Consider the following 26,766-nt stretch of genomic DNA (forward strand, 5'->3'; position numbering starts at 1 on the left):
GATACTGGGCGTATCGGGGTGATCCCGACAACGCGGCGAGCGTGCGTGCCAGGCGTCGCCGGACAGGCGGGACTTTCGAAACACGCCCTAGGGCCTCTGCGCAGGCGCCGGTACGAAAGGTCCCGGCGCCCGAAGTCGTCACGCGGGCGGCTGGTCCCGCGACTCCCACTCGGCCAGGGCCACCACGTCCTTCAGGAAGCCCCGGACGCCCAGGAACGACGAGAGATGCTCCCGGTGATCGTCACAGGCCAGCCAGGTCTTGCGGCGCTCCGGAGTGTGCAGCTTCGGGTTGTTCCAGGCGAGTACCCACACGGCATCGGCGCGGCAGCCCTTGGCCGAGCAGGCGGGCGCGGTGGGAGCACCCGCGGACGGGGCGGCGGAATCGGATTCGGGGGAGTTCACGGACTCAACCCTAGGGCCTGGGCAGAAGTGGGGACCTGCGGCATCCCCGCCGGAGAAATGGCGACGCCGAGCAGCCACGGGGGGAGCTGCCCGGCGTCGGTCCGTCGCTCCGACGGGGGATGCGGAGCGCTTACGAAGTATGTCACGCAGACCGGTCTGCGGTGCACTGGAACTTCATGATTGATCTGAGCTTTTCTTGAGCTTGGGCCCGTCCCGGACTCAGTCGTGTTCCTGTGGATCCGGGCTTCGGAAACCGTGTCCGGATTCCGGACCGGACTCCGCCGCCCCGCCCATCGAGGCGGCCCCCAGAGCGGGCCGCGTCGGGGCCGGCACGAAGGTCGAGGGGAGGGAAGGACTGTTCTCCCGGCCCGCGTTGGCGATGACGACCGCGACGTAGGGGAGCAGAACCCCCAGCGCGAGCGCCACGATCGCCACATGGCGCTCCACGTTCCACAGGACCGCGGCGGCGACCACCGAAACCGTGCGCACGGACATCGAGATCACATAGCGTCGCTGCCTGCCGCGCACATCCTCCGCGAGGCCCTGCCGCGCCCCGGTGATCCGGAAGACCTCCGCACCGCTCTGTTTCCGCAACACGTCTCCACCAACCTTCCCCGAGCTCATGACGAACTGGGGGAGACCCTGTTCCTGCGCCGGACGCTCACCGGACCCGACCGGATCCACGGTACGCCCGACGTCCCCCCGATTCGAGACCGGGGCGCGCCGCATACGCACACCCCGCCCCCGCACCGCACGTACGGACCCGCCCGACATGCGGTGTACCTGACCAGGAACCAGACTGGGCGGACATGCGCGACACCGCGTCGCACAAGGAGGCGACATGAGCTGGCTGTGGGCAATCATCGTGGGCCTGGTACTCGGTCTGATCGCGAAGGCGATCCTGCCGGGCAAGCAGGAGATCCCACTCTGGCTGACGGTCATTTTCGGCATGATCGGCAGCATTCTCGGCAATGCTGTCGCCACCTGGATCGGCGTCAACGACACCAAGGGCATCGACTGGACGCGCCATCTGCTCCAGCTGATCGGAGCCGTGGTGGTGGTCGGCGTCGGCGACATGCTCTGGGCCTCGATCCGGGGCAGCAGACAGAAGACCTGACGCACGCGCGGGGCAGCACGACGGCGGGGCACGCATGGTGCGTGCCCCGCCGTCGTGCTGTCGCCACGGCTCAGCCGGCCGTGACCTCGATCGCCGCCAGGTTCTTCTTGCCCCGGCGCAGCACCAGCCAGCGCCCGTGCAGCAGCTCCTCACGGGACGGTGCCGCCTCGCCGTCCACGGCCTTCACGTTGTTCACGTAGGCGCCGCCCTCCTTGACCGTGCGCCGGGCACCCGACTTGCTCGGCGCCAGACCGACCTCGACCAGCAGGTCGACCAGCGGACCGAGCTCGGTGACCTGCGCGTGCGGCACCTCGGAGAGTGCGGCACCCAGTGTCGCCTCGTCCAGCTCGCCCAGATCGCCCTGGCCGAACAGCGCCTTCGACGCGGCCACGACCGCGGCGCACTGGTCCGCGCCGTGCACCAGCGTCGTCAGCTCCTCGGCCAGCGCCCGCTGCGCCGCCCTCGCCTGAGGCCGCTCCTCGGTGGCCTTCTCCAGCTCCTCCAGCTCGGCAGGGGTCTGGAAACTGAGGATGCGCATGTAGCGGGAGACGTCGCGGTCGTCCACGTTCAGCCAGAACTGGTAGAACGCGTACGGCGTGGTCATCTCCGGGTCGAGCCAGACGGCGCCGCTCTCGGACTTGCCGAACTTGGTGCCGTCCGCCTTCGTCATCAGCGGGGTCGCGAGCGCGTGCACCTCGGCGCCCGGCTCCAGGCGGTGGATCAGGTCGAGACCCGCGGTGAGGTTGCCCCACTGGTCGCTGCCGCCCTGCTGGAGGGTGCAGCCGTGACGACGGTACAGCTCCAGGAAGTCCATGCTCTGGAGCAGCTGGTAGCTGAACTCGGTGTAGCTGATCCCCTCGTCGGACTCCAGCCGGCGGGCGATGGACTCCTTGGTGAGCATCTTGTTGACCCGGAAGTGCTTGCCGATGTCCCGGAGGAACTCGATCGCGGACATGCCCGCCGTCCAGTCCAGGTTGTTCACCATGACCGCCGCGTTCTCGCCCTCGAACGAGAGGAACGGCTCGATCTGGGACCGCAGCCGCGACACCCAGGCGGCGATCGTCTCCGGGTCGTTCAGCGTGCGCTCGGCGGTCGGCCTGGGGTCACCGATCTGGCCCGTGGCCCCGCCCACCAGGGCGAGCGGCCGCAGGCCGGCCTGCTGGAGGCGGCGCATGGTGAGCACCTGGACCAGGTGGCCGACGTGCAAGCTGGCCGCGGTGGGGTCGTAGCCGCAATAGAACGTGACGGGGCCGTCCGCGAGAGCCTTGCGCAATGCGTCCTCGTCAGTGGACTGGGCGAAGAGCCCGCGCCACTTCAGCTCGTCGACGATGTCCGTCACGGTTCCGTGTCTCCTCAGCTACGTGTGTCGATACGTGTATCGAAAGGCACCGGTCAGTCTAGGCGGGTCATACGCCCCGGCTCACCGAGCTCATGTTGAAGTCCGGGACGCGCAGCGCGGGCATCGCGGCCCGGGTGAACCAGTCGCCCCACTCGCGCGGCAGTGTCTTCTCGGTGCGGCCCGCCTCGGTGGCCCGCGACAGCAGGTCCACGGGCGACTCGTTGAAGCGGAAGTTGTTCACCTCGCCGACGACCTCGCCGCCCTCCACGAGATACACCCCGTCGCGGGTCAGCCCGGTCAGCAGCAGCGTCGAAGGGTCGACCTCCCGGATGTACCACATGCAGGTCAGCAGCAGCCCGCGGCCGGTCGTCGAGGCGACCATGTCGTCCAGGGACTGCTCACCACCGCCCTCCAGCAGCAGGTTGTCGATGGCCGGGGCGAGCGGCAGCCCGGTCTCGCCGGCCGTGTGCCGGGTCGTCGTCAGCTGCTCGAGCCGGCCGTCCCTGATCCAGTCGGTCCGGCCCAGCGGCAGCCCGTTGTCGAAGACCGACGCACCGTCCCCGGAGGAGTGCGCGATGACGAACGGCGCGGATTCGAGCCCCGGCGCGTTCGGGTCGCTGCGCAGAGTGAGCGGAAGCGGGGACAGCGTCTCGCCGAGCCGGGTCCCGCCACCCGGCTTGGAGAACACGGTCCTGCCCTCGACGGCGTCCCGGGCGGTGGCCGACCACAGCTGGTAGATCAGCAGGTCGGCGACGGCGGTCGGCGGCAGCAGCGTCTCGTACCGCCCGGCGGGCAGCTCGATCCGGCGCTCCGCCCAGGCCAGTCGCCGGGCGAGCTCGGCGTCCATCCCGGCCGGGTCGACGTCCTTGAAGTCACGGGTCGAGCGACCCGCCCAGGCCGAGCGCGACCGGTCGGGCGACTTGGCGTTCAGCTCCAGCGTCCCGTTCGGCTGGTCGTGCCGCAGCCGCAGCCCCGTCGACGTACCCAGGTAGGTCGAGGTCATCTCGTGGTTGGCGAAGCCGTACAGCTCACGGCCGCCGGCACGGGCCCGGGCGAACGCGTCACCGAGCGCGGGGGCGAACGCCGCGAAGACGTCCGAGCCGGTCTCCGCGGGCGCGTCCGTGAAGTCGGGGGACTCCGGCACCCCGGTGACCAGCGGCTGCGCGTCCTCGGCCGGCCCTGCTCCGCGCGCGGCGGCCTCGGCCGCCCGTACCAGCGGCTCCAGATCCGCCGCGGTGACGGCCGACCGGGACACGACTCCGGAGGCGGTGCCCTTCGACCCGTCGACGGTGGCGATGACGGTGAGGGTGCGGCCCCGGGTCACCCCGTTCGTGGTGAGCGCGTTGCCCGCCCAGCGCAGATTGGCCGACGACTCCTCGTCGGCGATGACCACACAGCCGTCGGCGGTGGACAGTTCGAGCGCGCGCTCGATGATCTCGTGCGGCTTGCTGACGCGGCTCATCGTCCGGCCTCCTGCGTCGTGTTGAGGATGTTCACGCCCCGGAAGAGGGCGGAGGGACAGCCGTGCGAGACGGCCGCCACCTGGCCCGGCTGGGCCTTGCCGCAGTTGAAGGCGCCCCCCAGGACATACGTCTGCGGGCCGCCCACCTTCTCCATCGAGCCCCAGAAGTCCGTCGTCGTCGCCTGGTAGGCGACATCGCGCAACTGCCCGGCCAGTCTGCCGTTCTCGATCCGGAAGAACCGCTGCCCGGTGAACTGGAAGTTGTACCGCTGCATGTCGATCGACCAGGACCGGTCGCCGACCACGTAGATCCCGCGCTCCACCCCGCCGATCAGATCCTCCGTGGAGAGCCCGCCGGGATCCGGCTGCAAGGACACATTGGCCATGCGCTGCACCGGAACGTGTCCCGGCGAGTCCGCGTACGCGCAGCCGTTGGACCGGCCGAGACCCGTCAGCTTCGCGATCCGGCGGTCCAGCTGGTAGCCCACCAGCGTCCCGTCCTTGACCAGGTCCCAGGACTGCGCCTCGACGCCCTCGTCGTCGTACCCGATCGTCGCGAGTCCGTGCTCGGCGGTGCGGTCGCCCGTCACGTTCATGACCGGGGAGCCGTACGCCAGCTTGCCCAGCTGGTCGAAGGTGGCGAACGAGGTTCCGGCGTACGCCGCCTCGTACCCTAGCGCCCGGTCCAGCTCGGTGGCGTGGCCGATCGACTCATGGATCGTCAGCCACAGATTGGACGGGTCGACGACCAGGTCGTACGTCCCCGCCTCGACACTCGGCGCCCGCATCTTCTCGGCCAGCAGCCCCGGGATGCTCTCCAGCTCCGCGTCCCAGTCCCAGCCGGTCCCGGTCAGGTACTCCCAGCCACGCCCCACCGGCGGCGCGATCGTGCGCATCGAGTCGAACTCACCGGTGGTCGCGTCCACCGCGACCGCGGTGAACTGCGGATGCAGCCGCACCCGCTGCTGGGTGGTGACCGTGCCCGCCGTGTCCGCGTAGAACTTGTTCTCGTGGACGGTCATCAGTGAGGCGTCGACATGAGCGACGCCCTGTGCCGCCAGCAGCCGGCCGCTCCACTCGGCGAGCAGCTCCGCCTTCTCCCCGGCCGGTACGTCGAACGGGTCGACGTCGTACGCCGACACCCAGCTCCGCTCCCCGTGCACCGGCTCGTCGGCCAGCTCCACGCGCTCGTCGGAGCCCGCCGCCGCGATCACCTTCGCCGACAGCTTCGCCATGGCGACGGCCTGCGAGGCCACCTTCGCCGCGGCGTCCATCGTCAGATCCACCCCGGAGGCGAACCCCCACGCCCCGCCGTGCACCACCCGCACCGCGTACCCGAGATCGGTGGTGTCCGACGATCCGGCGGGACGGGCGTCCCGCAGCCGCCACGTGGCGCTGCGCACCCGCTCGAAGCGGAAGTCGGCGTGCACGGCCCCGAGCGCCCGCGCACGGGCGAGCGCCGCGTCGGCGAGGGCCCGTAGCGGGAGGGCCAGGAACGACTGATCTACCTCATGGGGCACGGGCGGCCTCTCCTCTGCGTCTCGGATCGTTTACGAGGCAGTGAAGCACGGCCGCAGGAGCATCGCGGCCGAATTCCGGGCCGGGCGCAGGGGCCGGCCGTCCGGTGGCCCGTGGGCCGGTCGTTCGCCGCCCGGTCGGATGCGTCTCTGTAGGAATCCCACAGTGACCGGGGGAAGGCGCTGTCAGGGGCCGATTCCTCGCCGAGCAGGCGGTACCGATAGGTTTTCGAGGTACCAGACCGCTATCGAAAGGGTGATCCGTTGAGCCGCTCGGTTCTCGTCACCGGAGGAAACCGGGGCATCGGCCTCGCCATCGCCCGCGCTTTCGCCGACAACGGCGACAAGGTCGCGATCACCTACCGTTCCGGCGAGCCGCCTGCGGCGCTCACCGAGGCCGGTGTTCTCGCGGTCCGTTGCGACATCACCGACGCCGAGCAGGTGGAGCAGGCCTACAAGGAGATCGAGGAGAAGCACGGCAACGTGGAGGTGCTGGTGGCCAACGCCGGCATCACCAAGGACCAGTTGCTGATGCGGATGTCCGAAGAGGACTTCACGTCCGTGCTCGACACCAACCTCACCGGCACCTTCCGGGTCGTCAAGCGTGCCAACCGCGGCATGCTGCGCGCCAAGAAGGGCCGCGTGGTCCTCATCTCCTCCGTCGTCGGCCTCCTCGGCTCGGCCGGACAGGCCAACTACGCGGCCTCCAAGGCCGGTCTGGTCGGCTTCGCCAGGTCGCTGGCGCGCGAGCTCGGTTCGCGCAACCTCACCTTCAACGTCGTCGCGCCCGGCTTCGTCGACACCGACATGACGCAGGCGCTCACCGAGGAGCAGCGCAAGGGCATCGTGTCCCAGGTGCCGCTCGGCCGCTACGCGCAGCCCGACGAGATCGCCGCCGCGGTGCGCTTCCTCGCCTCCGACGACGCGTCGTACATCACTGGAGCCGTCATCCCCGTTGACGGCGGATTGGGCATGGGTCACTGATCACCATGAGCGGAATTCTCGACGGCAAGCGCATCCTCATCACCGGGGTGCTGATGGAGTCGTCCATCGCGTTCCACACCGCCAAGGTGGCCCAGGAGCAGGGCGCGGAGATCATCCTGACCGCCTTCCCGCGGCCCACGCTCACGGAGCGCATCGCCAAGAAGCTGCCCAAGCCGGCCAAGGTCATCGAGCTGGACGTGACCAATGCCGAGCACCTGGACCGGCTCGCCGGTCTGGTGGAGGCCGAGCTCGGCTCGCTCGACGGTGTCGTCCACTCCATCGGGTTCGCCCCGCAGGACGCGCTCGGCGGCAACTTCCTCAACACCCCGTTCGAGTCGGTCGCCACGGCGATGCACGTCTCGGCGTTCTCGCTGAAGTCCCTCGCCATGGCGTGCAAGCCGCTGATGAGCGAGGGCGGCTCGATCGTCGGTCTCACCTTCGACGCCCAGTACGCCTGGCCGCAGTACGACTGGATGGGCCCGGCCAAGGCCGCGCTGGAGGCCACCTCCCGCTACCTCGCCCGTGACCTGGGCAAGGACGGGATCCGCTGCAACCTGATCTCGGCCGGTCCGATCGGTTCCATGGCCGCCAAGTCCATCCCGGGCTTCGGCGAGCTCGCCGACGTGTGGAACACCCGCGCGCCGCTGGCGTGGGACATGAAGGACCCGGAGCCGGCCGGCCGCGGCATCGTCGCGCTGCTCTCCGACTTCTTCCCGAGGACCACGGGCGAGATCATCCACGTCGACAGTGGCGTGCACATGATGGGTGCCTGACACCTCCCGCTCCCCGGCCGCGCACCACCTCCCCGGAGGTGGTGCGCGGCCGTTTCCCTTGTCCGGCAGGCCTTCCGGCGCTCAGGTCGAAAAGCTGGTCGATCCACCGCAGAATGTGGAGGAACCGGACTTCTGGTCAGGCTGAGGGGAGGAGATCGCTGTGCGCGGCACTCGTCACCGAACCCGATCCCTGCTGGTTGCCTCCGTCCTCGTGGCCGGGCTGCTCGTGCCTGTGGGCCTGTACGCGGCGGGGCATGTCGGAGCAGCGGGCGCGGCAGGGCCGCCCGCGGCCGATCCCGAGCCCTCCGGCGCCGAATGCCGTACGTCGGTGAAGGGTTCCCGGGTCGTCGCCTACTGCCACAACCCGTACCCCTCCACCGACCGCGTCCAGCTGCACACCGAATGCACCCGCTGGTGGGACATCGACACCGACTCCGAGCCGGTCACCGTCCCCCCCGGCCGGACCGTGAGGCTGGACGACCGCTGCTGGAAAGAGGTCCGCTCCGCCTGGGTCACCCACAGCACGGAGAGGCAGGGTGACAGCCCGTAGGGGGCTCTCGTCCGGATCGGACCGGGCGCGTGGGCCGAAGGGCCTAAGGCGTCCCGCAATTCCTGGCGGGCGCACGACGACAGCTACGGCGCCTCTCCCCCGTAGCCTGAACGGCACGGGGGGACCCCCTCCGTAGTCGGAACGCCCGAATGCGTCCCGTATGCGGGCGCCTCTCCGCCCTGCGATGCACCGCGTCCGACGCCGCGCGCTGATCCCCCAGGAAGGGCGGGACAGCCCTAGACCCGGTCCACCAGGCAGCTCAGCGCGTGGCTCGCGGCCTCCGCCGCCGCCGTCTCCGCGTCGCCGGCCCGGATCGCCTCGACCAGCCGGCCGTGGTCCATGAGGTCCTGCGGCCCCAGATCATGGCCGACGTCGTCCCGCAGGTAGTCCTTCAGCAGATCGCCCAGATCGGCGTAGAGGCCCGTGAGCACCTCGTTGTGCGATGCGGCCACCACGGCCAGATGCAGCGTCGCGTCCGCCGCGACGAAGGCCTCCGCGTCTCCCGCGGCCCAGGTCTCCTCCCGGCGCCGCATGAGCGCGTCCAGTTGCCTCAGGTCCCGCTCGGTGCGCCGGGCGGCAGCAAGACGCGCCGCCGACGACTCCAGCGTCGACCGCAGCTCGGCCACATGGCGCGGGTCGGCGGACGCGAACCGGCGGTGCATCACCCCGGCCAGCTCGCTGACCGCCACCACATAGGTGCCCGAGCCCTGCCGGATGTCGAGCAGCCCGTTGTGCGCGAGCGCGCGCACGGCCTCGCGGACGGTGTTGCGGGCCACCCCCAGCTGCTCGACCAGCTCGGGCTCGGTGGGGATGCGCGAACCCACGGGCCACTCGCCCGACGTGATCTGGTTCCTCAGCTGGGCAATCACCTGGTCGGCGAGTGCCGATCGCCGCGGGGACGTCAGCGCCATGGTGCTCCTTGCTCGGGTGTGCGGGGCGGCGGGCCCCTGGGCCCTCCCGTGTGCATGAGGCCGAAGCCCTCTCGCGGAGGTATCCGAATCTTCTCAGAGGATTGGACAAGCAATCATCCCATGATTCTATGATGGCCCCATGCATGACGACGAAACCCCTCCCCGGACCCCCGTCCGGACGCTGGACCCGGCCGCGCCGGCCGCCCCCCGCACCCAGGTGCCCGCGCAAGGGACCGGCCCCGCTCCCTGGGCGCTCCGCCTGGTCGCCGTAGGGCTCGTCCTCACCGCGCTCAACCTCCGCCCCGCCATCACCAGCCTCGGCGCCCTCCTCGAAGAGGTGCGCGACGGGCTGCACATGAGCGGCAGCGTGGCCGGGGTGCTCACCTCCGTACCCCCGCTCTGCTTCGCGGTCTTCGGCGTCATGGCGCCGCGCCTGGCCCGCCGCTTCGGGCCGGGTGCGGTCGTCTGCGCGGGCATGGTCGCCATCACCGCGGGGCTGGTGATCAGGCCGCTCGTCGGCGGCACGGCAGGCTTCCTGGCCGCGAGCGCGCTCGCCCTGATGGGCATCGCCGTCAGCAACGTCCTGATGCCGGTGATCGTGAAGCGCTGGTTCCCGGACCGCGTCGGCTCCATGACCGGTCTCTACTCCATGGCCCTGGCCCTCGGAACCTCGCTGGCAGCGGCCGTGACCGTGCCCATGACCGAGGCGATGGGCGGCAGTTGGAAGGCCGGCCTCGGAGTCTGGGCCGCCCTCGCCGCCGCCGCGATCCTGCCCTGGATCCCGCTGGTACGGGACCGCACCGGCGCCGCCGGACACCCCGCGGCCGACCGGCAGGAGGCCCCGGCGCTCCGGATCACCCGCAGCCGCACCGCCTGGGCCCTCGCCTGCTTCTTCGGCCTCCAGGCCACCGCCGCCTACATCACCATGGGGTGGATGCCGCAGATCTTCCGGGACGCCGGCGTCTCGGCCGGGACGGCCGGCGTGCTGCTCGCCCTCACCATGGCCATGGGCGTGCCGCTCGCCTTCGTCATCCCGAGGGTCGCCGCCCGGATGAGGAACCAGGGACCGATCGTCGTGTTCCTCGGGGCCTGCGGCCTCATCGGCTACGCGGGCCTCTACCTCGCCCCCTCCGGCGGGGCCTGGATCTGGGCGCTGCTGCTGGGCATCTCGAACTGCGCCTTCCCGCTCGCCCTCACCATGATCGGCATGCGCTCCCGCAGCGGTGCCGGAGTGGTCCGGCTTTCCGCGTTCGCCCAGTCCACCGGCTACCTCATCTCGATCCCCGGCCCGCTCCTGGTCGGCGTGCTCTACCAGCACAGCGGAGGCTGGGGGCTGCCGATCGGACTCATGGCGGCGCTGATGGTGCCGCAGATGGTGGCGGGCATCCTGGCCGGCCGGGACCGGACGATCGAGGACGAATGCTGAGATGCGAGACTGGGGGCATGTCTCCTGTGCTCGATCCGAATCCCCAGAACGGTCAGAAGAAGCTGCTCCTCGTCTTCGGGACGATGCTGCTGATCACGGTCGTCGTCGGCATCATCGCTTCCATCGCCTCCCCGTGACGCGAGGTCCCCGGCGCGTTGGTGGGGCTAGCCCCACCACCCCCTAGGGGGCCAGGGTCAGGGTGAAGTGGGTGGGTCACCGGATGGGAGCGGCGCTCCCGGATCCGTAGGTTCTGAGTATCGGAATCCAGCACCCACGGAGGCGGACATGCCGGCCCGTACGCACACCCGCTCCACCCGCCCGGACGCGGCAGGCATCGAGGTCAGGCTGCCGTGGTGGGCCGTCGCGCTGCCCGCCGTGGCCTTCGGCGCCCTCCTCCTGCTGATCGCCGGACCCGGCCAGGCACACGCTGCCACGGGGGATCCCGCTGTCGGCCGGTTGCTGCAGCGAATCGTGGAGCTGTTGGCCCCCTGACGTCCGCAATCCGGGGCGGGGAGCCCTCCAACACCCTGCGCCAGGTGCCACATTTCATGCGAAGCTGAGGTGTATGAGCGTCGATACACCTCGCAGGATCGTCCTTCTCAGGCACGCAAAGGCGGAATGGTCGCAGGACTCCGACCATGAGCGGCCGCTCGCCGAGCGCGGCCGCAAGGACGCCCCCGTGGCAGGCCGCAGACTCGCCGACTCCGGGATCGTCTTCGATCTGGCCCTCTGTTCGACCGCGGTCAGGACGCGCGAGACATGGAAGCTGGCCGTGCACGAGATGCCGGAGCGCCCCAGGACCGTGTACGAGGAGAGGCTCTACGAGGCCTCACTCGGCGAGCTGATCGCGCTGATCAACGAGACGCCCGACGACGTTCGCGACCTCCTGGTGATCGGCCACAACCCGGGCATGCACGCCGTCGCCGACGCCTTGTCGGGGTCGGCGGAGGGTGACGCCCTGGCGCGGATGAACCGCGGCGGCTTCCCGACCGCCGCGTTCGCCGTGGTCGAGGTGCCCGGCACCTGGAAGAGCGTGGAGCACGGCGTCGGCAAGCTCGTCGAGTACTGGACTCCGAACGACTGACCGCCCCGGCTCACGACAGGGCCCGGGTGCCCACGCTTCGGCGTGTGCACCCGGGCCCTGTGTACGTGGCGTGCGGGCGCCCCTACTCGACGAGGCCGTCTGCGGCCTCGACCTCCTCGCGGGTGATACCGAGCAGATAGAGCACGGTGTCCAGGAACGGCACGTTCACCGCGGTGTGCGCGGCCTCGCGGACCACCGGCTTGGCGTTGAAGGCGACTCCGAGCCCCGCGGTGTTCAGCATGTCCAGGTCGTTCGCCCCGTCACCGATCGCCACCGTCTGCGCCAGCGGAACCCCGGCCTCCGCGGCGAAGCTGCGCAGCAGCCGGGCCTTGCCCGCCCGGTCGACGATGTCGCCCGTCACCCGGCCGGTGAGCTTCCCGTCGACGACCTCCAGAGTGTTGGCAGAGGCGAAGTCGAGCCCGAGCCGCTCCTTGAGATCGTCCGTCACCTGCGTGAACCCGCCGGAGACGACGCCCACTTGGTAGCCGAGCCGCTTCAGCGTACGGATCAGGGTGCGGGCTCCCGGCGTCAGCCGGACGTCGGCGCGGACCTTCTCCACCACCGACACGTCGAGCCCCGCCAGCAGTGCCACCCGCGCGTGCAGCGACTGCTCGAAGTCGAGCTCGCCGCGCATGGCCTGCTCGGTCACCGCGGCGACCTCGGCCTCGCAGCCGGCATGGGCCGCGAACAGTTCGATGACCTCGTCCTGGATGAGCGTCGAGTCGACGTCCATCACGACGAGCCGCTGCGCCCGGCGGCTCAGCCCGGCCGAGACCACCGCCACGTCGACGCCGATGCCGGCGGCCTCGATGGCCAGGGCCGTGCGCAGTGTCTCGGTCCCGGTGCCCGACACCGCGAACTCGACGGCCGTCACCGGATACTTCGCCAGCCGGAAGATACGGTCGATGTTTCCGCCGGTCGAGGTGATCGTGGCCGCTATGGCGGCGGTCGACTCCGCGGTCAGCGGATGCCCGAGCACCGTCACATGGGAACGGCCGTCGCCGCGCGGGCGGTTGTCGCCCGTACCGGAGATGATCTCGGCCTGCAGCTTCAGCGACTCGGCCCAGCTGTGCACTGTGGCCCGCAGGTCGCCCTCCGTGGTCCCGCCCGCGGTCGGGGCGGTGACCAGTGCGCACAGGACGATGCGGCCACGGGTGACGACCTGCTCGATGTCGACGACGTCGACCGAGTAGGCGGCGAGGGTGTCGAAGAGCCCGGCGGTGATGCCGGGCCGGTCCTTCCCGAAGATCTTCACGAGGAGGGTCGGAGTGTCCGCGTCCCGAGGTGACTCAGGAGGCTCAGGAGACAGGGAGGACTGAGGGGGCTGAGGTGCGCTCATGGTGCTCCCACCGTAGCGGTCCGCGCTACGCTCCCGACGGCCCGTCCCGAGGAACGGACAGCCGGTGTGGCGCCGATGATGTCCGCATCGGGTACGACATGCGATGTACTGATGGCATTGGCGCCGACAGATGGCGTTTTGGTCCAGGTCGTTCGCAACGGTGCGGTCTCGGTTCGCTCAACCCCTCGCCCGGCTTTCGCATCGGGGACTGCTCCTGGAATAGTTCCCCACGATGTTCAGCATCCCTAGACTCCCTGCAACGGGGGTAATTCGGGGGACAACTAGTGGGGCGCGGAGTGCCGGAACTCGTACTGGAATTGAATGGCAGGACCTGGACGCTCGATCCGTCCAGGTCGTACACCCTGGGACGTGATCCGCAGGGCGACATGACGATCGACGACGCCAGGGTGTCGTGGCGGCACGCCACGATCAGCTGGAGCGGGCGCGGTTGGTTCATCGAGGACCACGGCAGCACCAACGGCACGTATGTGCAGGGCCAGCGGATCCACCAGATGGAGATCGGGCCCGGCTCCACCGTGAACCTGGGCAACGCCACCGACGGACCCCGGCTGAGCCTCAGCGGCACCGATGTGTACAGCGGGCAGGCCGCCGGGGGTGCCCAGGCTCCGGCCCAGCAGCCGCAGCAGCCGTACCAGGCCCCGCAGCAGTCCGGGCCGGGCGGGCCGCAGCAGCCTCCGGTCCAGCAGGCCTGGCCGCAGCAGCCGCAGGCCCAGCCGCAGCAGCCCCATGTTCCGCAGCAGGGCATGGCACCGGCTCCCCACCAAGGCGGTCCCGGTGGCGCGGCGGGGGCGCCGCCGGTGTACGGCGACCGGAGCCCGACCACGTTCCACCATCTGGCGCTCGGCCGGGTGATGCGGATCGGCCGTGCGCTGGAGAACGAGCTGGTCGTCTCCGACCTGCAGGTCTCGCGCCACCACGCCGAGTTCCACGCGACACCCGACGGCCGCTTCGAGATCCGCGATCTCGGTTCCCACAACGGTACGTACGTCAACGGCCAGCCGCTCTCGAAGTCCGGCTCCGCGCTCATCGGCCCGAACGACATCGTCGGCGTCGGCCACTCGACCTTCCGGCTGGTCGGCGACCGGCTCGAGGAGTTCGTCGACACCGGTGAGGTCTCCTTCGCCGCCCGCCACCTCACGGTGACGGTCGACGGCGGCAAGCAGATCCTCAAGGACGTCTCGTTCGGCGTCCCGGAGAAGTCGCTGATCGGGGTCATCGGCCCGTCCGGTTCCGGAAAGTCCACCCTGCTCAAGGCGCTCACCGGCTACCGGCCCGCCAACCAGGGCGACGTCCTCTACGACAACCGTAATCTGTACAAGCAGTTCGCCGAGCTCCGCCAGCGCATCGGTCTGGTTCCGCAGGACGACATCCTGCACAAGGAACTGACCGTCACCCGGGCCCTCAAGTACGCCGCCAAGCTCCGCTTCCCCGCGGACACCACGGAGGCCGAGCGCCAGGCCCGTATCCACGAGGTCCTCGCCGAGCTCAAGCTCGACATCCACAAGGACAAGAAGGTCACCTCGCTCTCCGGCGGCCAGCGCAAGCGCGTCTCCGTGGCCCTGGAGCTGCTGACCAAGCCCTCCCTGATCTTCCTGGACGAGCCGACCTCGGGCCTCGACCCGGGTATGGACCGCGACGTCATGCAGCTGCTGCGCGGCCTGGCCGACGACGGGCGCACCGTCCTCGTCGTCACGCACTCGGTCGCCGAGCTGGCCATCTGCGACAAGCTCCTGGTGATGGCGCCTGGAGGCGCCGTGGCCTACTTCGGTCCGCCGGAGGAAGCGCTCAACTTCTTCGGCTACTCCACCTGGGCCGACGTCTTCTCCGCGTTCGAGAACTACCGCGACTACGACTGGGCGGGCCGCTGGCGCGGTTCGCAGCACTACCAGATGTACGCCGCGGACATCGACGCCGTCGCCGCGCAGCCCGTGCACATGCCGCCGCACCAGCAGATGCGCCCCCCGAAGCCGCAGGGCTGGATGACCCAGCTGTGGACGCTGATGCGCCGCTACGTCTCGGTGATCGCGTCCGACAAGGGCTTCATGGGCCTGATGGTGATCCTGCCCGCCGTGCTCGGGATCGTCAGCGTGGTCATCCCCGCCGACTTCGGCCTCGCCCCGCCGAAGCCGCCGTCCCGGTTCAACGGCGACGCCGGCACGATCATGCTGATCCTCGTGATCGGAATGACCTTCTCCGCCGCGGCCAACTCCGTACGAGAGCTGATCAAGGAACGGGTCATCTACGAACGGGAACGGGCCACCGGCCTCTCCCGCTCGGCCTACCTGATGTCCAAGGTGATTGTGCTCGGCGTGATCACGGCCATCCAGGGCGTCATCATCTGCGGCATCGGCTTCGCCACCCGCGATCTGCCGGCGGAGGGCCTGATCATGCCGCCCGCCGTCGAGCTCTGCGTGACGATCATCGCGCTCGGCTTCACCTCGATGATGTTCGGCCTGGTCATCTCCTCGCTGGTCAAGACCTCCGAGAAGACCATGCCGTTGCTGGTCATGTTCGCGATCGTCCAGGTCGTCTTCACCGGCATCCTCTTCCAGGTGTACGGATCGCCCGGGCTGGAGCAGTTCGCCTGGCTGATGCCGTCCCGCTGGGCCATCGCGGGCGCGGGCTCCACACTGGACCTCGCCCACCTGATGCCGCCGTGGGACCAGAAGAACCCGACGGACCTCGATCCGCTGTGGGAGCACTCGGCCGGACAGTGGGGGATGAACGTCGCGGTGCTGCTGGTCCTCGGCATCATCTGCGGGGTGGCGGTCGCGCGGCTGCTGCGCCGCCACGAGCCCGAGGTCATGCGCAAGTAACGGGCGCCCCTGCGCACAGCACGACGCCGAAGGGCGGCACCCCACGGGGTGCCGCCCTTCGGCGTGGTCCGGAACGGATCAGTACGCGCTGTCGACGTTGTCGATCGAGCCGTACTTGTCGGCGGCGTAGTTGGCCGACGCGGTGATGTTGGCGACCGGGTCGTACTGGGTGTGGGGGGTGCCACCGACGTGGTAGGCGTCGAACGTCGGCTTGATGATCTGGAGCAGACCGATCGACGGGACCCCGTTGATCGCATTGATGTCCCAGTCGTTGATGGCGTTCGGGTTGCCGCTGGACTCACGGATGATGTTGCGGTGCAGCCCGTCGTAGGTGCCCGGGATGCCCTTGGACTTCATGATGGACAGGGATTCCTTGATCCAGCCGTCCAGGTTGTTCGCGTACACGGGGGTACGGGCCTCGGAGCGGCTGGCGGCGTGCGAGCTGCGCTTGGCGGCGGCCTTCTTGGCCTTCCACTTCGCGACGGCCTTCGCCTTCGCCTTCTTGGCGTCGGCCTTGGCGACGGCGTCGGCCTTCGCCTTCACGGCGGCGGCCTTCTCGGCCTTGGCGGCCTTCGCGGCGTCGGCTGCCTTGACCAGCTGCTCGGCAGTGGAGTGCTGCTCGATGATGCTGTTCTGGATGGTCCGGGCCTGCGGGGCGCCGGCGGCGGACCCGAAGACGACGGGGGCTGCGGAGAGTGCCTGAGGCTCGGTCTCGGCCTCGGCGTTACCGGGCACCAGGGACAAGGAGAGTGCAGCGGCGGCGACGGCGGAGATGCCGACGGCGGAGAGCTTCTGGGTCTTGTTCAGGCGGCGGAGACGGCCGGGAATGCTGGACGCGGACATATCAGGCGTACCTCTTCGAATCGCGGAAGGTCCTCACGGAGGACGAAGACGGGAGGCGACTTCGCTTCTCCGTCGGGGACGAGTGCAATTGTTAGCGGCAGCAAAATGCCGTGGCAAAGGTGTGACGTACGAAGCCGGGTAGTGGAACACGAGGGCGTTGGCGGCCTCGAATCCATGCTCATGACCACCCAAATCACCCTTATCGCTCCACTAGGCGACTTCGTAAGTGACGTGGGTCCTATGCGCGGCCTCACATCGGGCGGGTAACAAACTCACCGTCCGTTGCTCCAGCAATTCGGAATGTGACGTTCCGACATCGGGTGGTGCGGTCGAGAAGGTCTGAAGGGCGGCCTAGGGGCCCGCGGCCGGGCGAAAGTCCTAGTCCCTGCGCCCTGGTCGGGGCAGCCCACAGGCGGATACAGGGCCACGGGGCCGCCGGTACCGTGAGGTCATGAGCCATCGCCCACCGTCGGGCCTCGCAGCGGTGAGTGCCGCGCTGCTCGCCATGAGCCGCCACCTCGAGATGCGGGACGTCCTGAAGACGATCGTCGCGTCGGCCCGCGAACTGCTCGACGCCGAGTACGCGGCCCTCGGGGTGCCCGACGACCACGGCGGCTTCGCCCAGTTCGTCGTCGACGGCGTCAGCGACGAGCAGTGGAAGGCCATCGGCCCGCTCCCGCGCCAGCACGGCATCCTCGCGGCGATGCTGCACGAGGCCAAGGCCGAGCGCCTGGCCGACGTCCGCAAGGACCCGCGCTTCGAGGGCTGGCCGGCCGCCCACCCCGACATGTCCGATTTCCTCGGACTGCCGATCAGGGACGGCGACGAGACCATCGGCGCCCTCTTCCTCGCCAACAAGCGCTGCCCGAAGCCCGAGGGCACCTGCGGATTCACCGCGGACGACGAGGACCTGCTGGCGATCCTCGCCCAGCACGCGGCGATCGCCCTCACGAACGCCCGGCTGTACGAGCGCAGCCGCGAGCTCACCATCGCGGAGGAGCGCTCCCGGCTCGCCCACGAGCTGCACGACGCGGTCAGCCAGAAGCTCTTCTCCCTCCGGCTCACCGCCCAGGCCGCCGCCGCCCTGGTCGACCGCGACCCGGCCCGCGCCAAGGGCGAGCTCCAGCAGGTCGCAGCCCTGGCGGCGGAGGCCGTCGACGAGCTGCGTGCCGCCGTGGTCGAACTGCGTCCCGCGGCGCTCGACGAGGACGGCCTCATCGCCACCCTCCGTACCCAGATCCAGGTCCTGGACCGCGCACACACGGCCCGCGTCACCTTCGGGAGCTCGGGCGTCCGGGCCCTGCCCGCCGCCCAGGAGGAAGCGCTGCTCCGGGTCTCCCAGGAGGCCCTGCACAACGCCCTGCGCCACTCGGGCGCCGGGCACGTCGACGTCACCCTCACCCGCCGCGACGGCGGCACGGTCCTGCGGATCTCGGACGACGGCTGCGGTTTCGAACCGGCGGCCACCCGGCGTGCGGGCAGACACCTGGGCCTCGTCTCCATGCGGGACCGCGCCGACGGCGTCGGCGGCGAGCTCACCGTTGAATCGGCGCCCGGCAAGGGCACCACGATCGAGATGGAGGTGCCCGGTGGCTGACAGGCTCATCAGGGTGCTGCTGGTCGACGACCACCAGGTGGTCCGCCGCGGTCTGCGTACGTTCCTGGAGATCCAGGACGACATAGAGGTCGTCGGCGAGGCGGCCGACGGCGCCGAAGGGGTGGCCAGGACGGAGGAGCTGCGCCCCGACGTGGTGCTGATGGACATCAAGATGCCGGGCACCGACGGCATCGAGGCCCTGCGCAGGCTCCGGGAGCTGGAGAACCCGGCCAAGGTGCTGATCGTCACCAGCTTCACGGAACAGCGCACCGTCGTCCCCGCCCTGCGCGCCGGCGCATCCGGCTACGTGTACAAGGACGTCGACCCGGACGCGCTGGCCGGGGCCATCCGCTCGGTGCACGCGGGCCACGTCCTGCTCCAGCCGGAGGTGGCCGGAGCGCTGCTGGCCCAGGACGACCCGGGCACCGGCACGGGCCGGGGGAGCACCCTCACCGAGCGGGAGCGGGAGGTTCTGGGCCTGATCGCCGACGGCCGGTCGAACCGGGAGATCGCGCGGGCACTGGTGCTGTCCGAGAAGACCGTCAAGACACACGTCTCGAACATCCTGATGAAGCTGGATCTCTCCGACCGTACCCAGGCGGCCCTCTGGGCCGTCCGGCACGGGGCGGCGGGCTGAACGGACGACCGGTACGGCGCGTCACCCGCCGGGCCGGGATTTCACACTCCCGTGTGTACGTCACCCGAACGGCGCATCCATTTTCGGACCGGGGCGTTCTTCATGGCGTGCTGCGGCGGCTGGCCGCAGCGACGCTAGGAGGATCCTGAAGTGAAGAACCTGAAGAAGGCCGCTGCCGTCACCATGATCGCCGGTGGCCTCATCGCCGCCGGTGCCGGCGCGGCCTCCGCCACCGGTCACAGCGGTGCCGGTGCGCACGGTGTCGCGGCCCACTCCCCGGGTGTGGCCAGCGGCAACCTCGTCCAGGTCCCGGTCCACGTCCCGGTGAACGTGGTCGGCAACACCGTCAACGTGATCGGCCTGCTCAACCCGGCCTTCGGCAACCTCGGCCTGAACGGCTGACGCTCCGCACCCACGGCGACGCCGTCGGCCGGCCCCACGGGGCCCCGGCCGGCGGCATCACGCCGTCCGCCCGCGCCTCGACCCCGCGTCAGAGGCCGCGAGCGAGCCCCGGGCCCACCCGCCGCCCGGTCGGACCCGCCCCGCCCCGGCGGACACAGAGGCGCCGGGTCCGGAACCCGCTACCGCGCCCGCTCCTCCACGTACGCGTTGTACGCGGCCACCTGCGCCCGCCGGGCCACCCGCTCCACCGGCCGCAGCGCCTCCCCCCTGGCAGCCATCTCCGACGCGCTCACCGCGCCCCCGTGCCCGTTCTCGTACGCCACCGAGACCAGCAGCCCGACCCGCTGCGCCAGCTCCAGCACCCGCACCGCCCGCGGCGGATACCCCGGGGCGAGCACCTCGCGCCCCCGCTCCGCCCGCGCCCGGTACGCGTCCACCGCCGCCTCGGCCACCGGCCCCGACCCGGCCACATCGAGCCGCGACAGCAACGCCGTCGCATCCCGCAACGCCTCCGCGAGTTCCCGCTCCGCCTCACCCAGCGACGGCACATCGGCCGGCGGCGCCTCGCGCACCGCCAGGCACCGCCACACCACGTCGACGTGGAGATCCCCGGCGGGGCCCGCCTCCCGCACCTCGGGCACCAGCCCGTACGGCGCACCGAAGGTGACCACGGCCTCCTCGGCCTCCAGGGCCCGGGCGTTGAACTCCGCCGGACCGCTGAGGCCCAGCGGATGCCCGGGAACCGGCAGCGCGACCCGGAAGCCCGTCACCCCCAGCCCGCGCAGCCGCCCCAGGGCGAGCGTGAGGCCGACCGGCCCCGCCTCACCCGGCAGCCCCTCGACGCGGTGCACCGCGTCCTCTCCGACAATGGCGAGCGCCGCGTCGTCGGGCGACACGAGTCCCGCCAGCAGCGCGTTGCCCCAAGCGGCCAGCAGCCCTGAGCGTGGTTCCGAAAGCATGGCACCACCCTAGGGAACGGACCCGGGGACTGTCCTCGCCCTCCCGCGACCCGCCCCGGCCGGACCGGGGACGGGGCGGCGGGAGCACGACGACGGGCCCAGCGCCTGAAGCACTCCGGCAGTGGCGTAGGTTTTCCCTGGGAGCTGTGCCCACAGGCACGCGACGATCTCGAGACTGCATGGGGAGACAACGCGCTCATGAGCGATGTACTGGAGCTGGTGGACGTATCCGTGGTCCGCGACGGACGCGCTCTGGTGGACGACGTCTCCTGGTCGGTCAAGGAGGGGGAGCGCTGGGTCATCCTCGGCCCGAACGGCGCCGGCAAGACCACCCTCCTCAACATCGCGTCCAGCTACCTCTTCCCGACCAAGGGCACCGCCACGGTCCTCGGCGAGCAGCTCGGCGGCGTCGGCACCGACGTGTTCGACCTGCGTCCCCGCATCGGCATCGCCGGGGTGGCCATGGCCGAGAAGCTGCCCAAGCGCCAGACGGTCCTGCAGACGGTGCTCACCGCCGCGTACGGCATGACCGCCACCTGGAACGAGAACTACGACAAGGTGGACGAGGACCGCGCCCGCGCCTTCCTCGACCGGCTCGGCATGACCGAATACCTCGACCGGAAGTTCGGCACCCTGTCCGAGGGCGAGCGCAAGCGCACCCTCATCGCCCGCGCCATGATGACCGACCCCGAGCTGCTGCTCCTCGACGAGCCGGCGGCCGGTCTCGACCTGGGCGGCCGCGAGGACCTGGTCCGCCGCCTCGGCCGGCTGGCCCGCGACCCGTACGCACCCTCCATGATCATGGTGACCCACCACGTCGAGGAGATCGCCCCCGGCTTCACCCACGTCCTGATGATCCGTCAGGGCAAGGTGCTCGCCGCCGGCCCCATGGAGACCGAGCTCAGCTCCCGCAACCTCTCCCTCTGCTTCGGCCTGCCGCTCATCGTCGAGCACCAGGGCGACCGCTACACCGCCCGCGGACTGCCGCTCGCCTGAGGGGCGTTGCCGATCGCCCCCGTACCCGGCTCCTCGCGCTCTGTCCGCGGAGGCACTCCCGGTCATACGATGACCACGTGGACATCGACGCGTGGGTGTGGTGGCTGATCGGCGCGGTGGGACTGGGCATCCCCCTCGTCCTGACCGCGATGCCCGAGTTCGGCATGTTCGCCGTCGGAGCGGTCGCCGCGGCGGTTGTCGCGGCCCTCGGCGGCGGAGTCGTGGCCCAGGTCCTGGTCTTCGTCCTCGTCTCGGTGGCGCTGATCGCCGTGGTCCGGCCGATCGCCAACAGGCATCGCGCGGACCGGCCCCAACACGCCACCGGCATCGACGCACTGAAGGGCCGCCAGGCCGTCGTCCTGGAACGGGTCGACGGCAGCGGTGGCCGGATCAAGCTCGCCGGGGAGGTCTGGTCGGCCCGCGCCCTCGACGCGGAGCTCAGTTTCGAACCGGGCCAACAGGTCGATGTCGTCGACATCGACGGGGCGACGGCCGTCGTCATGTGACCGAACAGCCCCCACAGCAGCGCCCGTTCTGCGAGACTCGATGTCGATCATCATGGAAACCGGACCGGCAGGACAACCGACCTGGCCCACGGCCCATGCGATCTCGACCTCGATCATCGCGATCCGTCGGCAACCGAAGGGCACGAGGAAACGATGCAACCGATCATCATCGTCCTGATCATTCTGGTGGTGCTCGTCTTCATCGCTCTGATCAAGACGATCCAGGTCATCCCACAGGCCAGCGCCGCCATCGTGGAACGTTTCGGCCGGTACACCCGCACCCTCAACGCAGGCCTGAACATCGTCGTCCCGTTCATCGACTCGATCCGTAACCGGATCGACCTCCGGGAACAGGTCGTGCCCTTCCCGCCGCAGCCGGTGATCACCCAGGACAACCTGGTCGTCAACATCGACACCGTCATCTACTACCAGGTGACCGACGCCAGGGCGGCGACGTACGAGGTCGCCAGCTACATCCAGGCCATCGAGCAGCTCACCGTCACCACGCTCCGCAACATCATCGGCGGCATGGACCTGGAGCGGACCCTGACCTCCCGCGAGGAGATCAACGCCGCGCTGCGCGGAGTCCTCGACGAGGCCACCGGCAAGTGGGGCATCCGCGTCAACCGCGTCGAACTGAAGGCGATCGAGCCGCCCACCTCCATCCAGGACTCGATGGAGAAGCAGATGCGCGCCGACCGCGACAAGCGCGCAGCGATCCTCCAGGCGGAAGGCACGCGCCAGTCGGCGATCCTCACCGCGGAGGGCGAGAAGCAGTCCGCGATCCTGCGAGCCGAGGGTGAGGCCAAGGCGGCCGCCCTGCGCGCGGAGGGCGAGGCCCAGGCCGTTCGTACGGTCTTCGAAGCGATCCACGCCGGCGACCCGGACCAGAAGCTCCTCTCGTACCAGTACCTCCAGATGCTGCCGAAGATCGCCGAAGGCGACGCCAACAAGTTGTGGATCGTGCCCAGCGAGATCGGCGACGCCCTCAAGGGCCTCAGCGGCGCCTTCGGGAACCTCGGAACCGGCATGCCCGGCTTCGACACCGGCGGCAAGCAGCGTCGCGAGGAGCCCCCCGTCGACTGACGTGTACACCCCTCGTGCATGATCAGTGCACCAAGCACCGATCACGCACGGGGGACACGGTATGACCATCTGGGAGATGCTCGCGGTCTTCGCCGCGGGCATCAGCGCGGGAGCGATCAACACGATCGTCGGCTCGGGAACGCTGATCACCTTCCCGGTGCTGCTCGCCACGGGCCTGCCGCCGGTCACCGCCACCGTCTCCAACGCACTCGGTCTGATTCCCGGCTCCGTCAGCGGCGCCATCGGCTACCGCAAGGAACTCGAAGGACAGCGCCGCCGCGTCCTCAAGCTCGCCGTCGGCGCCATGATCGGCGGCCTCACCGGCGCGACCCTGCTGCTGGCACTGCCCTCCACGGCTTTCGAGACCATCGTCCCGGTCCTGGTGGCCCTGGCGCTCGTCCTGGTCATCCTGCAACCGCGCATCAGCAAAGCGGTCCAGCGCCGTCGCGAGCACACCGGGGCCGTGGCCCACCCCGACGGCGGCCCACTGCTCTTCACCGGTCTGATGCTCGCCAGCGTGTACGGCGGCTACTTCACGGCAGCCCAGGGGATCATCTACCTCTCCCTGATGGGCATGCTGCTCGACGACACCATGCAGCGACTCAACGCGGTGAAGAACGTCCTGGCCGCGGTCGTCAACAGCATCGCCGCCCTGTTCTTCCTCTTCGTCGCGGACTTCGACTGGACGGCCGTCGTCCTCATCGCCGTCGGCTCCGCACTCGGCGGCCAGATCGGCGCCAGGGTCGGCCGCCGGCTCAGCCCCGCGCTCCTGCGCGCCCTCATCGTCACGGTCGGGACGGTCGCCATCGTCCAGCTGGTCCTGCGCTGAGACGGTGAAGCCCGCCTCCTCAGGGAAGGAGGGCCCCCCACGTCACCGGACGTACGGTTCCTACGCCGCGGGCTGCGCCAGCCACTCCGGCAGCGCCGACCGGTCCACGGCCCCCAGCGCCAGCAGCATCGCGTCGGCCGGCGAGGGGACGAAGGGCTGCCGCAGCAGCGGCATCCCCGCCTGCTCCGGCGTACGCGCCGCCTTGCGGTGGTTGTCCTCGGCGCAGGAGGCCACCGTGTTGAGCCAGGTGTCCTGACCACCCTGGGCCCGCGGCACCACGTGGTCGACGGTGCTCGCCCGCCGCCCGCAGTACGCGCACCGGTGCTGGTCCCGGATCAGCACACCCCTTCTGGACCACGGGGCCTGTCTTCGGAAGGGCACCCGTACGTACCGGCAGAGCCTGATCACCCGGGGTACCGGAATGTCGACGGCGGCACCACGCATGCGGAGGTCGGGATGCGACTGCTCGACGACGGCCTTGTCCTGAAGGATCAGCACCACCGCACGGTTCAGCGTCACCGTCGACAGCGGCTCGAAGCTCGCGTTCAGCACCAGTGTGTCCCGCATTTCGCCCACCTCCCGTGTGCCGCCCGCCCCCTGGCAGGCCCGGATCAACTCTGGCCGGGCAGGCCGTGATGGACAACGCAATAAAAAATGCCCTGCCCTGATCTCTCCAAGACCAGGGCAGGGCAAACAGAGGTGGAACCTTTCGCTTCACTCGCTTTCGGCGGGCTCCGCGTACTCACCGATCAGCTGGGCGCGGCCCAGCGTGTGGAACCGCAGGTTGAATCCGACCGCCGCGGGAGACGTGTCGCTGTCGGGACCGAGTTTCTCGCTGTCCACCGCGTAGACGGTGAAGACATAGCGATGGTTCTCCCCGGCCGGCGGGGCGGCCCCGCCGAAGTCCTTCGACCCGTAGTCGTTGCGGGCCTGCACGGCGCCCGCGGGCAGTCCTTCGAACGTCCCGCTGCCCGCGCCCGCCGGCAGCTCCGTGACCGACGCCGGGATGTCGAAGACCACCCAGTGCCAGAACCCGCTGCCCGTCGGGGCGTCCGGGTCGAAGCACGTCACGGCGAAGCTCTTCGTCTCCTCCGGGAACCCCTCCCACCGCAGCTGCGGCGAAGTGTTCCCCTTCGCGTGGACCTGTGCGTCCGCAAGGACGGCCCCCGGGGCCAGGTCCTCGCTCACCACGGTGAACGAGGGGACCTCGGGATGGAAGTCATGCGGAAGCGGGGCCCTCTTCGGCTCGGTCACGTCGTCACCTCTCCTGATCGGTTCAGATTCCGGAAGGTCTCCTTCCCCCCGACCCTAGAGCCAGTTGCGCTGCCCGCCGACCTGCGCCAGCCACTGGTTCAGGTACGCCGTCCAGTCGGTCCCCCCGAAGTCGTTCAGACCGACCTTGAACGCACGGTAGGAGTCGCTGCCCTCGCTGAAGAGGCCCGGCTTCTTGTCCATCTCCAGAACGACGTCCATCTCGCGGTCGTCCGCGACGAACGTCAGCTCGACCTGGTTCAGCCCCCGGTACTGCGACGGCGGGAAGAACTCGATCTCCTGGTAGAACGGCAGCCGCTGACGGGTGCCACGGATGTGACCGCGCTCCATGTCCGCGCTGCGGAAGCCGAAGCCCAGCTGCCCGAACGCGTCCAGGATGGCCTGCTGCGCCGGCAGCGGGTGCACGTTGATCGGGTCGAGGTCGCCCGAGTCCAGCGCCCGGGCGATCTCCAGCTCCGTGGTCACGCCGATGTTCATGCCGTGCAGGTGCTGGCCCGCGAACATCGTGATCGGCGTCTCCCACGGGATCTCGAGCCCGAACGGCACGACGTGCACCGCACCCGCCCGCACCTCGAAGGCGCCCCCGAGGCGCAGCTTGGTGAACTCGATGTCCTGCTTGGTCTCCTGGTCCTGGCCCTCGACCTCGACCCGGGCCTGCAGACCGACGGAGAGCCCCTCGATCTGCTGGTCCACGGACCCGCCCTGGATCCGCACCTCGCCCTGCACGACCCCACCCGGTACGACGTTGAGCTCGGTCAGCTCCGTCTCCACCGAGGCGCCGCCGGCACCCATGCTCGCGAGCAGCCGCTTGAAGCCCATGTTTTCTCCTCCTTGGTCCTGACCCCTACATACGCGCCAAGAACGTAGTCGGTTCCCGGTACCCTCGAATCCCATGATCGATGGCACGGACCGTACGCCGCTGACGCGGGCCTTCTTCGACCGCCCCGTGCTGGAGGTGGCACCGGATCTCCTGGGCCGCATCCTGGTCCGCAGTACGCCGGACGGTCCGATCGAGGTGCGTCTGACCGAGGTGGAGGCGTACGCGGGAGAGATCGACCCCGGCTCCCACGCCTTCCGCGGCCGGACGCGGCGCAACAACGTCATGTACGGACCGCCGGGCCACGCGTACGTCTACTTCACCTACGGCATGTGGCACTGCCTCAACCTGGTGTGCGGCCCGGAGGGCATGGCGAGCGGGGTTCTCCTCAGAGCCGGCGACATCGGTACGGGCGCGGAGCTCACCCGCAAACGTCGATTCTCGGCCCGCAATGACCGAGAACTGGCCAAAGGGCCGGCGCGCCTCGCGACGGCCCTGGACGTCGACCGGGCCCTCGACGGAACCGACGCCATCGCGCACCCGGGCGCCCACCTCACCGTGCTGCACGGAACACCTCCACCCCGCGACCAGGTGCGGAGCGGTCCGCGCACGGGGGTGGGCGGTGACGGAGCCGCGCACCCGTGGCGTTTCTGGATCGACGGCGACCCCACCGTGAGCCCGTACCGCGCCCACGCACCGCGCCGCCGGTCAACTTGACTCGCCCTTGGGGGGCGCCTAATGTAGTCCGAGCCGCTTGACACGGGAACAGCTTCTGGTTCGGTCCATCGGATCGCACGCCGAGCAACTCGAAGCGGTCAACCACTACCTACGATTCACCCTTGAGGGTGCGAATTTTGGCATGCCGAAATTCGTTTCCCTGGCTCGATTATGAGTCGACAGGGAAATCAGCTAACGTAGTGAACACGCCGAAAGGGAAAAAGCGAAAGCGAATCCTCGAAAGCAAAGCGAGGCCCGCTTCGACCGAAAATCGGACACGAAAGAGTCTGATAGAGTCGGAAACGCAAGACCGAAGGGAAGCGCCCGGAGGAAAGCCCGAGAGGGTGAGTACAAAGGAAGCGTC

29 protein-coding genes are annotated in these 26,766 nt (G+C 69.9%); 17 read left to right on the forward strand and 12 right to left on the reverse strand.

Going from position 1 to position 26,766, the window contains the following annotated elements; translation table 11 throughout:
- Positions 1-138 precede the first annotated feature (138 nt).
- Both ABZ434_RS33905 and ABZ434_RS33910 read right to left on the reverse strand, forming a co-directional pair.
- Positions 139-402, reverse strand: coding sequence for a hypothetical protein (locus ABZ434_RS33905; RefSeq protein WP_359145214.1), 264 nt, complete (start codon positions 400-402; stop codon positions 139-141).
- A 219-nt stretch (positions 403-621) separates the two neighbouring features.
- Positions 622-999 (reverse strand): DUF3099 domain-containing protein, encoded by a 378-nt coding sequence (locus ABZ434_RS33910; RefSeq protein ID WP_359145217.1) that lies wholly within the window; start codon positions 997-999, stop codon positions 622-624.
- A 244-nt stretch (positions 1,000-1,243) separates the two neighbouring features.
- Here ABZ434_RS33910 and ABZ434_RS33915 point away from each other — a divergent pair, with 244 nt between their 5' ends.
- Positions 1,244-1,519, forward strand: a complete 276-nt coding sequence (locus ABZ434_RS33915) for a GlsB/YeaQ/YmgE family stress response membrane protein (protein ID WP_359145220.1) — start codon at positions 1,244-1,246, stop codon at positions 1,517-1,519.
- Positions 1,520-1,589: 70 nt separating this feature from the next.
- Here the strand turns inward: ABZ434_RS33915 and tyrS are convergent, their stop codons facing one another.
- The 3 genes from tyrS to ABZ434_RS33930 form a co-directional block, all read right to left on the reverse strand.
- Entirely contained in the window at positions 1,590-2,858 is a 1,269-nt protein-coding gene (gene tyrS, locus ABZ434_RS33920) for a tyrosine--tRNA ligase (RefSeq protein ID WP_359145223.1), read from the reverse strand.
- Between the two features lie 67 nt (positions 2,859-2,925).
- Entirely contained in the window at positions 2,926-4,320 is a 1,395-nt protein-coding gene (locus tag ABZ434_RS33925) for a metallopeptidase TldD-related protein (protein ID WP_359145226.1), read from the reverse strand.
- Positions 4,317-5,840, reverse strand: coding sequence for a TldD/PmbA family protein (locus ABZ434_RS33930; RefSeq protein WP_359145229.1), 1,524 nt, complete (start codon positions 5,838-5,840; stop codon positions 4,317-4,319). Before ABZ434_RS33930 ends, ABZ434_RS33925 begins: the two co-directional genes overlap by 4 nt.
- Before the next feature lie 261 nt (positions 5,841-6,101).
- Between ABZ434_RS33930 and fabG the strand changes: the two genes are divergently transcribed.
- The 3 genes from fabG (at position 6,102) to ABZ434_RS33945 (ending at position 8,144) form a co-directional block, all read left to right on the forward strand.
- Positions 6,102-6,821, forward strand: coding sequence for a 3-oxoacyl-[acyl-carrier-protein] reductase (gene fabG, locus ABZ434_RS33935; RefSeq protein ID WP_359145232.1), 720 nt, complete (start codon positions 6,102-6,104; stop codon positions 6,819-6,821).
- A gap of 5 nt (positions 6,822-6,826) precedes the next feature.
- On the forward strand, positions 6,827-7,594 hold the full coding sequence (gene fabI, locus ABZ434_RS33940) for an enoyl-ACP reductase FabI (RefSeq protein ID WP_359145235.1): 768 nt from the start codon (positions 6,827-6,829) through the stop codon (positions 7,592-7,594).
- A 160-nt stretch (positions 7,595-7,754) separates the two neighbouring features.
- Positions 7,755-8,144 (forward strand): hypothetical protein, encoded by a 390-nt coding sequence (locus tag ABZ434_RS33945; RefSeq protein WP_359145238.1) that lies wholly within the window; start codon positions 7,755-7,757, stop codon positions 8,142-8,144.
- A 236-nt stretch (positions 8,145-8,380) separates the two neighbouring features.
- On the opposite strand, the gene ABZ434_RS33950 is transcribed toward ABZ434_RS33945, so the two are convergent.
- The gene (locus ABZ434_RS33950; RefSeq protein ID WP_356325880.1) at positions 8,381-9,055 is read right to left on the reverse strand and encodes an FCD domain-containing protein; all 675 of its coding nucleotides are present in this window, start codon (positions 9,053-9,055) and stop codon (positions 8,381-8,383) included.
- 139 nt (positions 9,056-9,194) lie between these two features.
- Here ABZ434_RS33950 and ABZ434_RS33955 point away from each other — a divergent pair, with 139 nt between their 5' ends.
- From ABZ434_RS33955 to ABZ434_RS33970, 4 genes are all read left to right on the forward strand, one after another.
- Positions 9,195-10,481 (forward strand): MFS transporter, encoded by a 1,287-nt coding sequence (locus ABZ434_RS33955; protein ID WP_359145242.1) that lies wholly within the window; start codon positions 9,195-9,197, stop codon positions 10,479-10,481.
- A gap of 26 nt (positions 10,482-10,507) precedes the next feature.
- A complete protein-coding gene (locus ABZ434_RS33960; protein WP_326740547.1) occupies positions 10,508-10,618 on the forward strand; it encodes an SGM_5486 family transporter-associated protein in 111 nt (36 codons plus the stop codon).
- A gap of 148 nt (positions 10,619-10,766) precedes the next feature.
- Complete coding sequence (locus ABZ434_RS33965; RefSeq protein WP_359145245.1) at positions 10,767-10,973, forward strand: hypothetical protein; 207 nt, start codon at positions 10,767-10,769, stop codon at positions 10,971-10,973.
- A 73-nt stretch (positions 10,974-11,046) separates the two neighbouring features.
- Positions 11,047-11,565, forward strand: a complete 519-nt coding sequence (locus ABZ434_RS33970) for a histidine phosphatase family protein (RefSeq protein ID WP_359145248.1) — start codon at positions 11,047-11,049, stop codon at positions 11,563-11,565.
- 82 nt (positions 11,566-11,647) lie between these two features.
- Here ABZ434_RS33970 and serB read toward each other — a convergent pair whose 3' ends face one another.
- Positions 11,648-12,904: a phosphoserine phosphatase SerB gene (gene serB, locus ABZ434_RS33975; protein WP_359145251.1), complete on the reverse strand. Its 1,257-nt coding sequence runs from the start codon at positions 12,902-12,904 to the stop codon at positions 11,648-11,650.
- 284 nt (positions 12,905-13,188) lie between these two features.
- Here serB and ABZ434_RS33980 point away from each other — a divergent pair, with 284 nt between their 5' ends.
- Positions 13,189-15,741 carry an FHA domain-containing protein gene (locus tag ABZ434_RS33980; RefSeq protein ID WP_359145254.1) on the forward strand — a complete coding sequence of 851 codons (2,553 nt, stop codon included), beginning with the start codon at positions 13,189-13,191 and terminating at the stop codon, positions 15,739-15,741.
- Between the two features lie 78 nt (positions 15,742-15,819).
- Here ABZ434_RS33980 and ABZ434_RS33985 read toward each other — a convergent pair whose 3' ends face one another.
- Positions 15,820-16,584 (reverse strand): transglycosylase SLT domain-containing protein, encoded by a 765-nt coding sequence (locus tag ABZ434_RS33985; RefSeq protein WP_359145257.1) that lies wholly within the window; start codon positions 16,582-16,584, stop codon positions 15,820-15,822.
- A 451-nt stretch (positions 16,585-17,035) separates the two neighbouring features.
- Between ABZ434_RS33985 and ABZ434_RS33990 the strand changes: the two genes are divergently transcribed.
- From ABZ434_RS33990 to ABZ434_RS34000, 3 genes are all read left to right on the forward strand, one after another.
- A complete protein-coding gene (locus ABZ434_RS33990) occupies positions 17,036-18,181 on the forward strand; it encodes a GAF domain-containing sensor histidine kinase (protein WP_359145260.1) in 1,146 nt (381 codons plus the stop codon).
- Positions 18,174-18,818, forward strand: coding sequence for a response regulator transcription factor (locus ABZ434_RS33995; protein ID WP_359145263.1), 645 nt, complete (start codon positions 18,174-18,176; stop codon positions 18,816-18,818). Before ABZ434_RS33990 ends, ABZ434_RS33995 begins: the two co-directional genes overlap by 8 nt.
- A 150-nt stretch (positions 18,819-18,968) precedes the next feature.
- Positions 18,969-19,220 carry a chaplin gene (locus ABZ434_RS34000; RefSeq protein ID WP_359145266.1) on the forward strand — a complete coding sequence of 84 codons (252 nt, stop codon included), beginning with the start codon at positions 18,969-18,971 and terminating at the stop codon, positions 19,218-19,220.
- Positions 19,221-19,399: 179 nt separating this feature from the next.
- Here the strand turns inward: ABZ434_RS34000 and ABZ434_RS34005 are convergent, their stop codons facing one another.
- Positions 19,400-20,179, reverse strand: a complete 780-nt coding sequence (locus ABZ434_RS34005; protein WP_359145269.1) for a hypothetical protein — start codon at positions 20,177-20,179, stop codon at positions 19,400-19,402.
- Positions 20,180-20,377: 198 nt separating this feature from the next.
- Between ABZ434_RS34005 and ABZ434_RS34010 the strand changes: the two genes are divergently transcribed.
- The 4 genes from ABZ434_RS34010 (at position 20,378) to ABZ434_RS34025 (ending at position 23,596) form a co-directional block, all read left to right on the forward strand.
- Entirely contained in the window at positions 20,378-21,175 is a 798-nt protein-coding gene (locus tag ABZ434_RS34010) for an ABC transporter ATP-binding protein (RefSeq protein WP_359145272.1), read from the forward strand.
- A gap of 77 nt (positions 21,176-21,252) precedes the next feature.
- Positions 21,253-21,681: an NfeD family protein gene (locus ABZ434_RS34015; RefSeq protein ID WP_359145275.1), complete on the forward strand. Its 429-nt coding sequence runs from the start codon at positions 21,253-21,255 to the stop codon at positions 21,679-21,681.
- Positions 21,682-21,834: 153 nt separating this feature from the next.
- On the forward strand, positions 21,835-22,767 hold the full coding sequence (locus tag ABZ434_RS34020; RefSeq protein ID WP_359145277.1) for an SPFH domain-containing protein: 933 nt from the start codon (positions 21,835-21,837) through the stop codon (positions 22,765-22,767).
- A 61-nt stretch (positions 22,768-22,828) separates the two neighbouring features.
- Positions 22,829-23,596: a sulfite exporter TauE/SafE family protein gene (locus ABZ434_RS34025; RefSeq protein WP_359145278.1), complete on the forward strand. Its 768-nt coding sequence runs from the start codon at positions 22,829-22,831 to the stop codon at positions 23,594-23,596.
- Between the two features lie 60 nt (positions 23,597-23,656).
- Here ABZ434_RS34025 and ABZ434_RS34030 read toward each other — a convergent pair whose 3' ends face one another.
- The 3 genes from ABZ434_RS34030 to ABZ434_RS34040 form a co-directional block, all read right to left on the reverse strand.
- Positions 23,657-24,163 carry an HNH endonuclease gene (locus tag ABZ434_RS34030; protein WP_359145280.1) on the reverse strand — a complete coding sequence of 169 codons (507 nt, stop codon included), beginning with the start codon at positions 24,161-24,163 and terminating at the stop codon, positions 23,657-23,659.
- A gap of 147 nt (positions 24,164-24,310) precedes the next feature.
- A complete protein-coding gene (locus ABZ434_RS34035; protein ID WP_359145282.1) occupies positions 24,311-24,850 on the reverse strand; it encodes a YbhB/YbcL family Raf kinase inhibitor-like protein in 540 nt (179 codons plus the stop codon).
- Between the two features lie 54 nt (positions 24,851-24,904).
- On the reverse strand, positions 24,905-25,687 hold the full coding sequence (locus ABZ434_RS34040; RefSeq protein ID WP_359145285.1) for a sporulation protein: 783 nt from the start codon (positions 25,685-25,687) through the stop codon (positions 24,905-24,907).
- Between the two features lie 73 nt (positions 25,688-25,760).
- On the opposite strand from ABZ434_RS34040, the gene ABZ434_RS34045 reads away from it, so the two are divergent.
- The gene (locus ABZ434_RS34045) at positions 25,761-26,402 is read left to right on the forward strand and encodes a DNA-3-methyladenine glycosylase (protein WP_359145288.1); all 642 of its coding nucleotides are present in this window, start codon (positions 25,761-25,763) and stop codon (positions 26,400-26,402) included.
- Positions 26,403-26,766 lie beyond the last annotated feature (364 nt).

This window comes from Streptomyces sp. NPDC005761 (assembly GCF_040630635.1).
GTDB lineage: Bacteria > Actinomycetota > Actinomycetes > Streptomycetales > Streptomycetaceae > Streptomyces.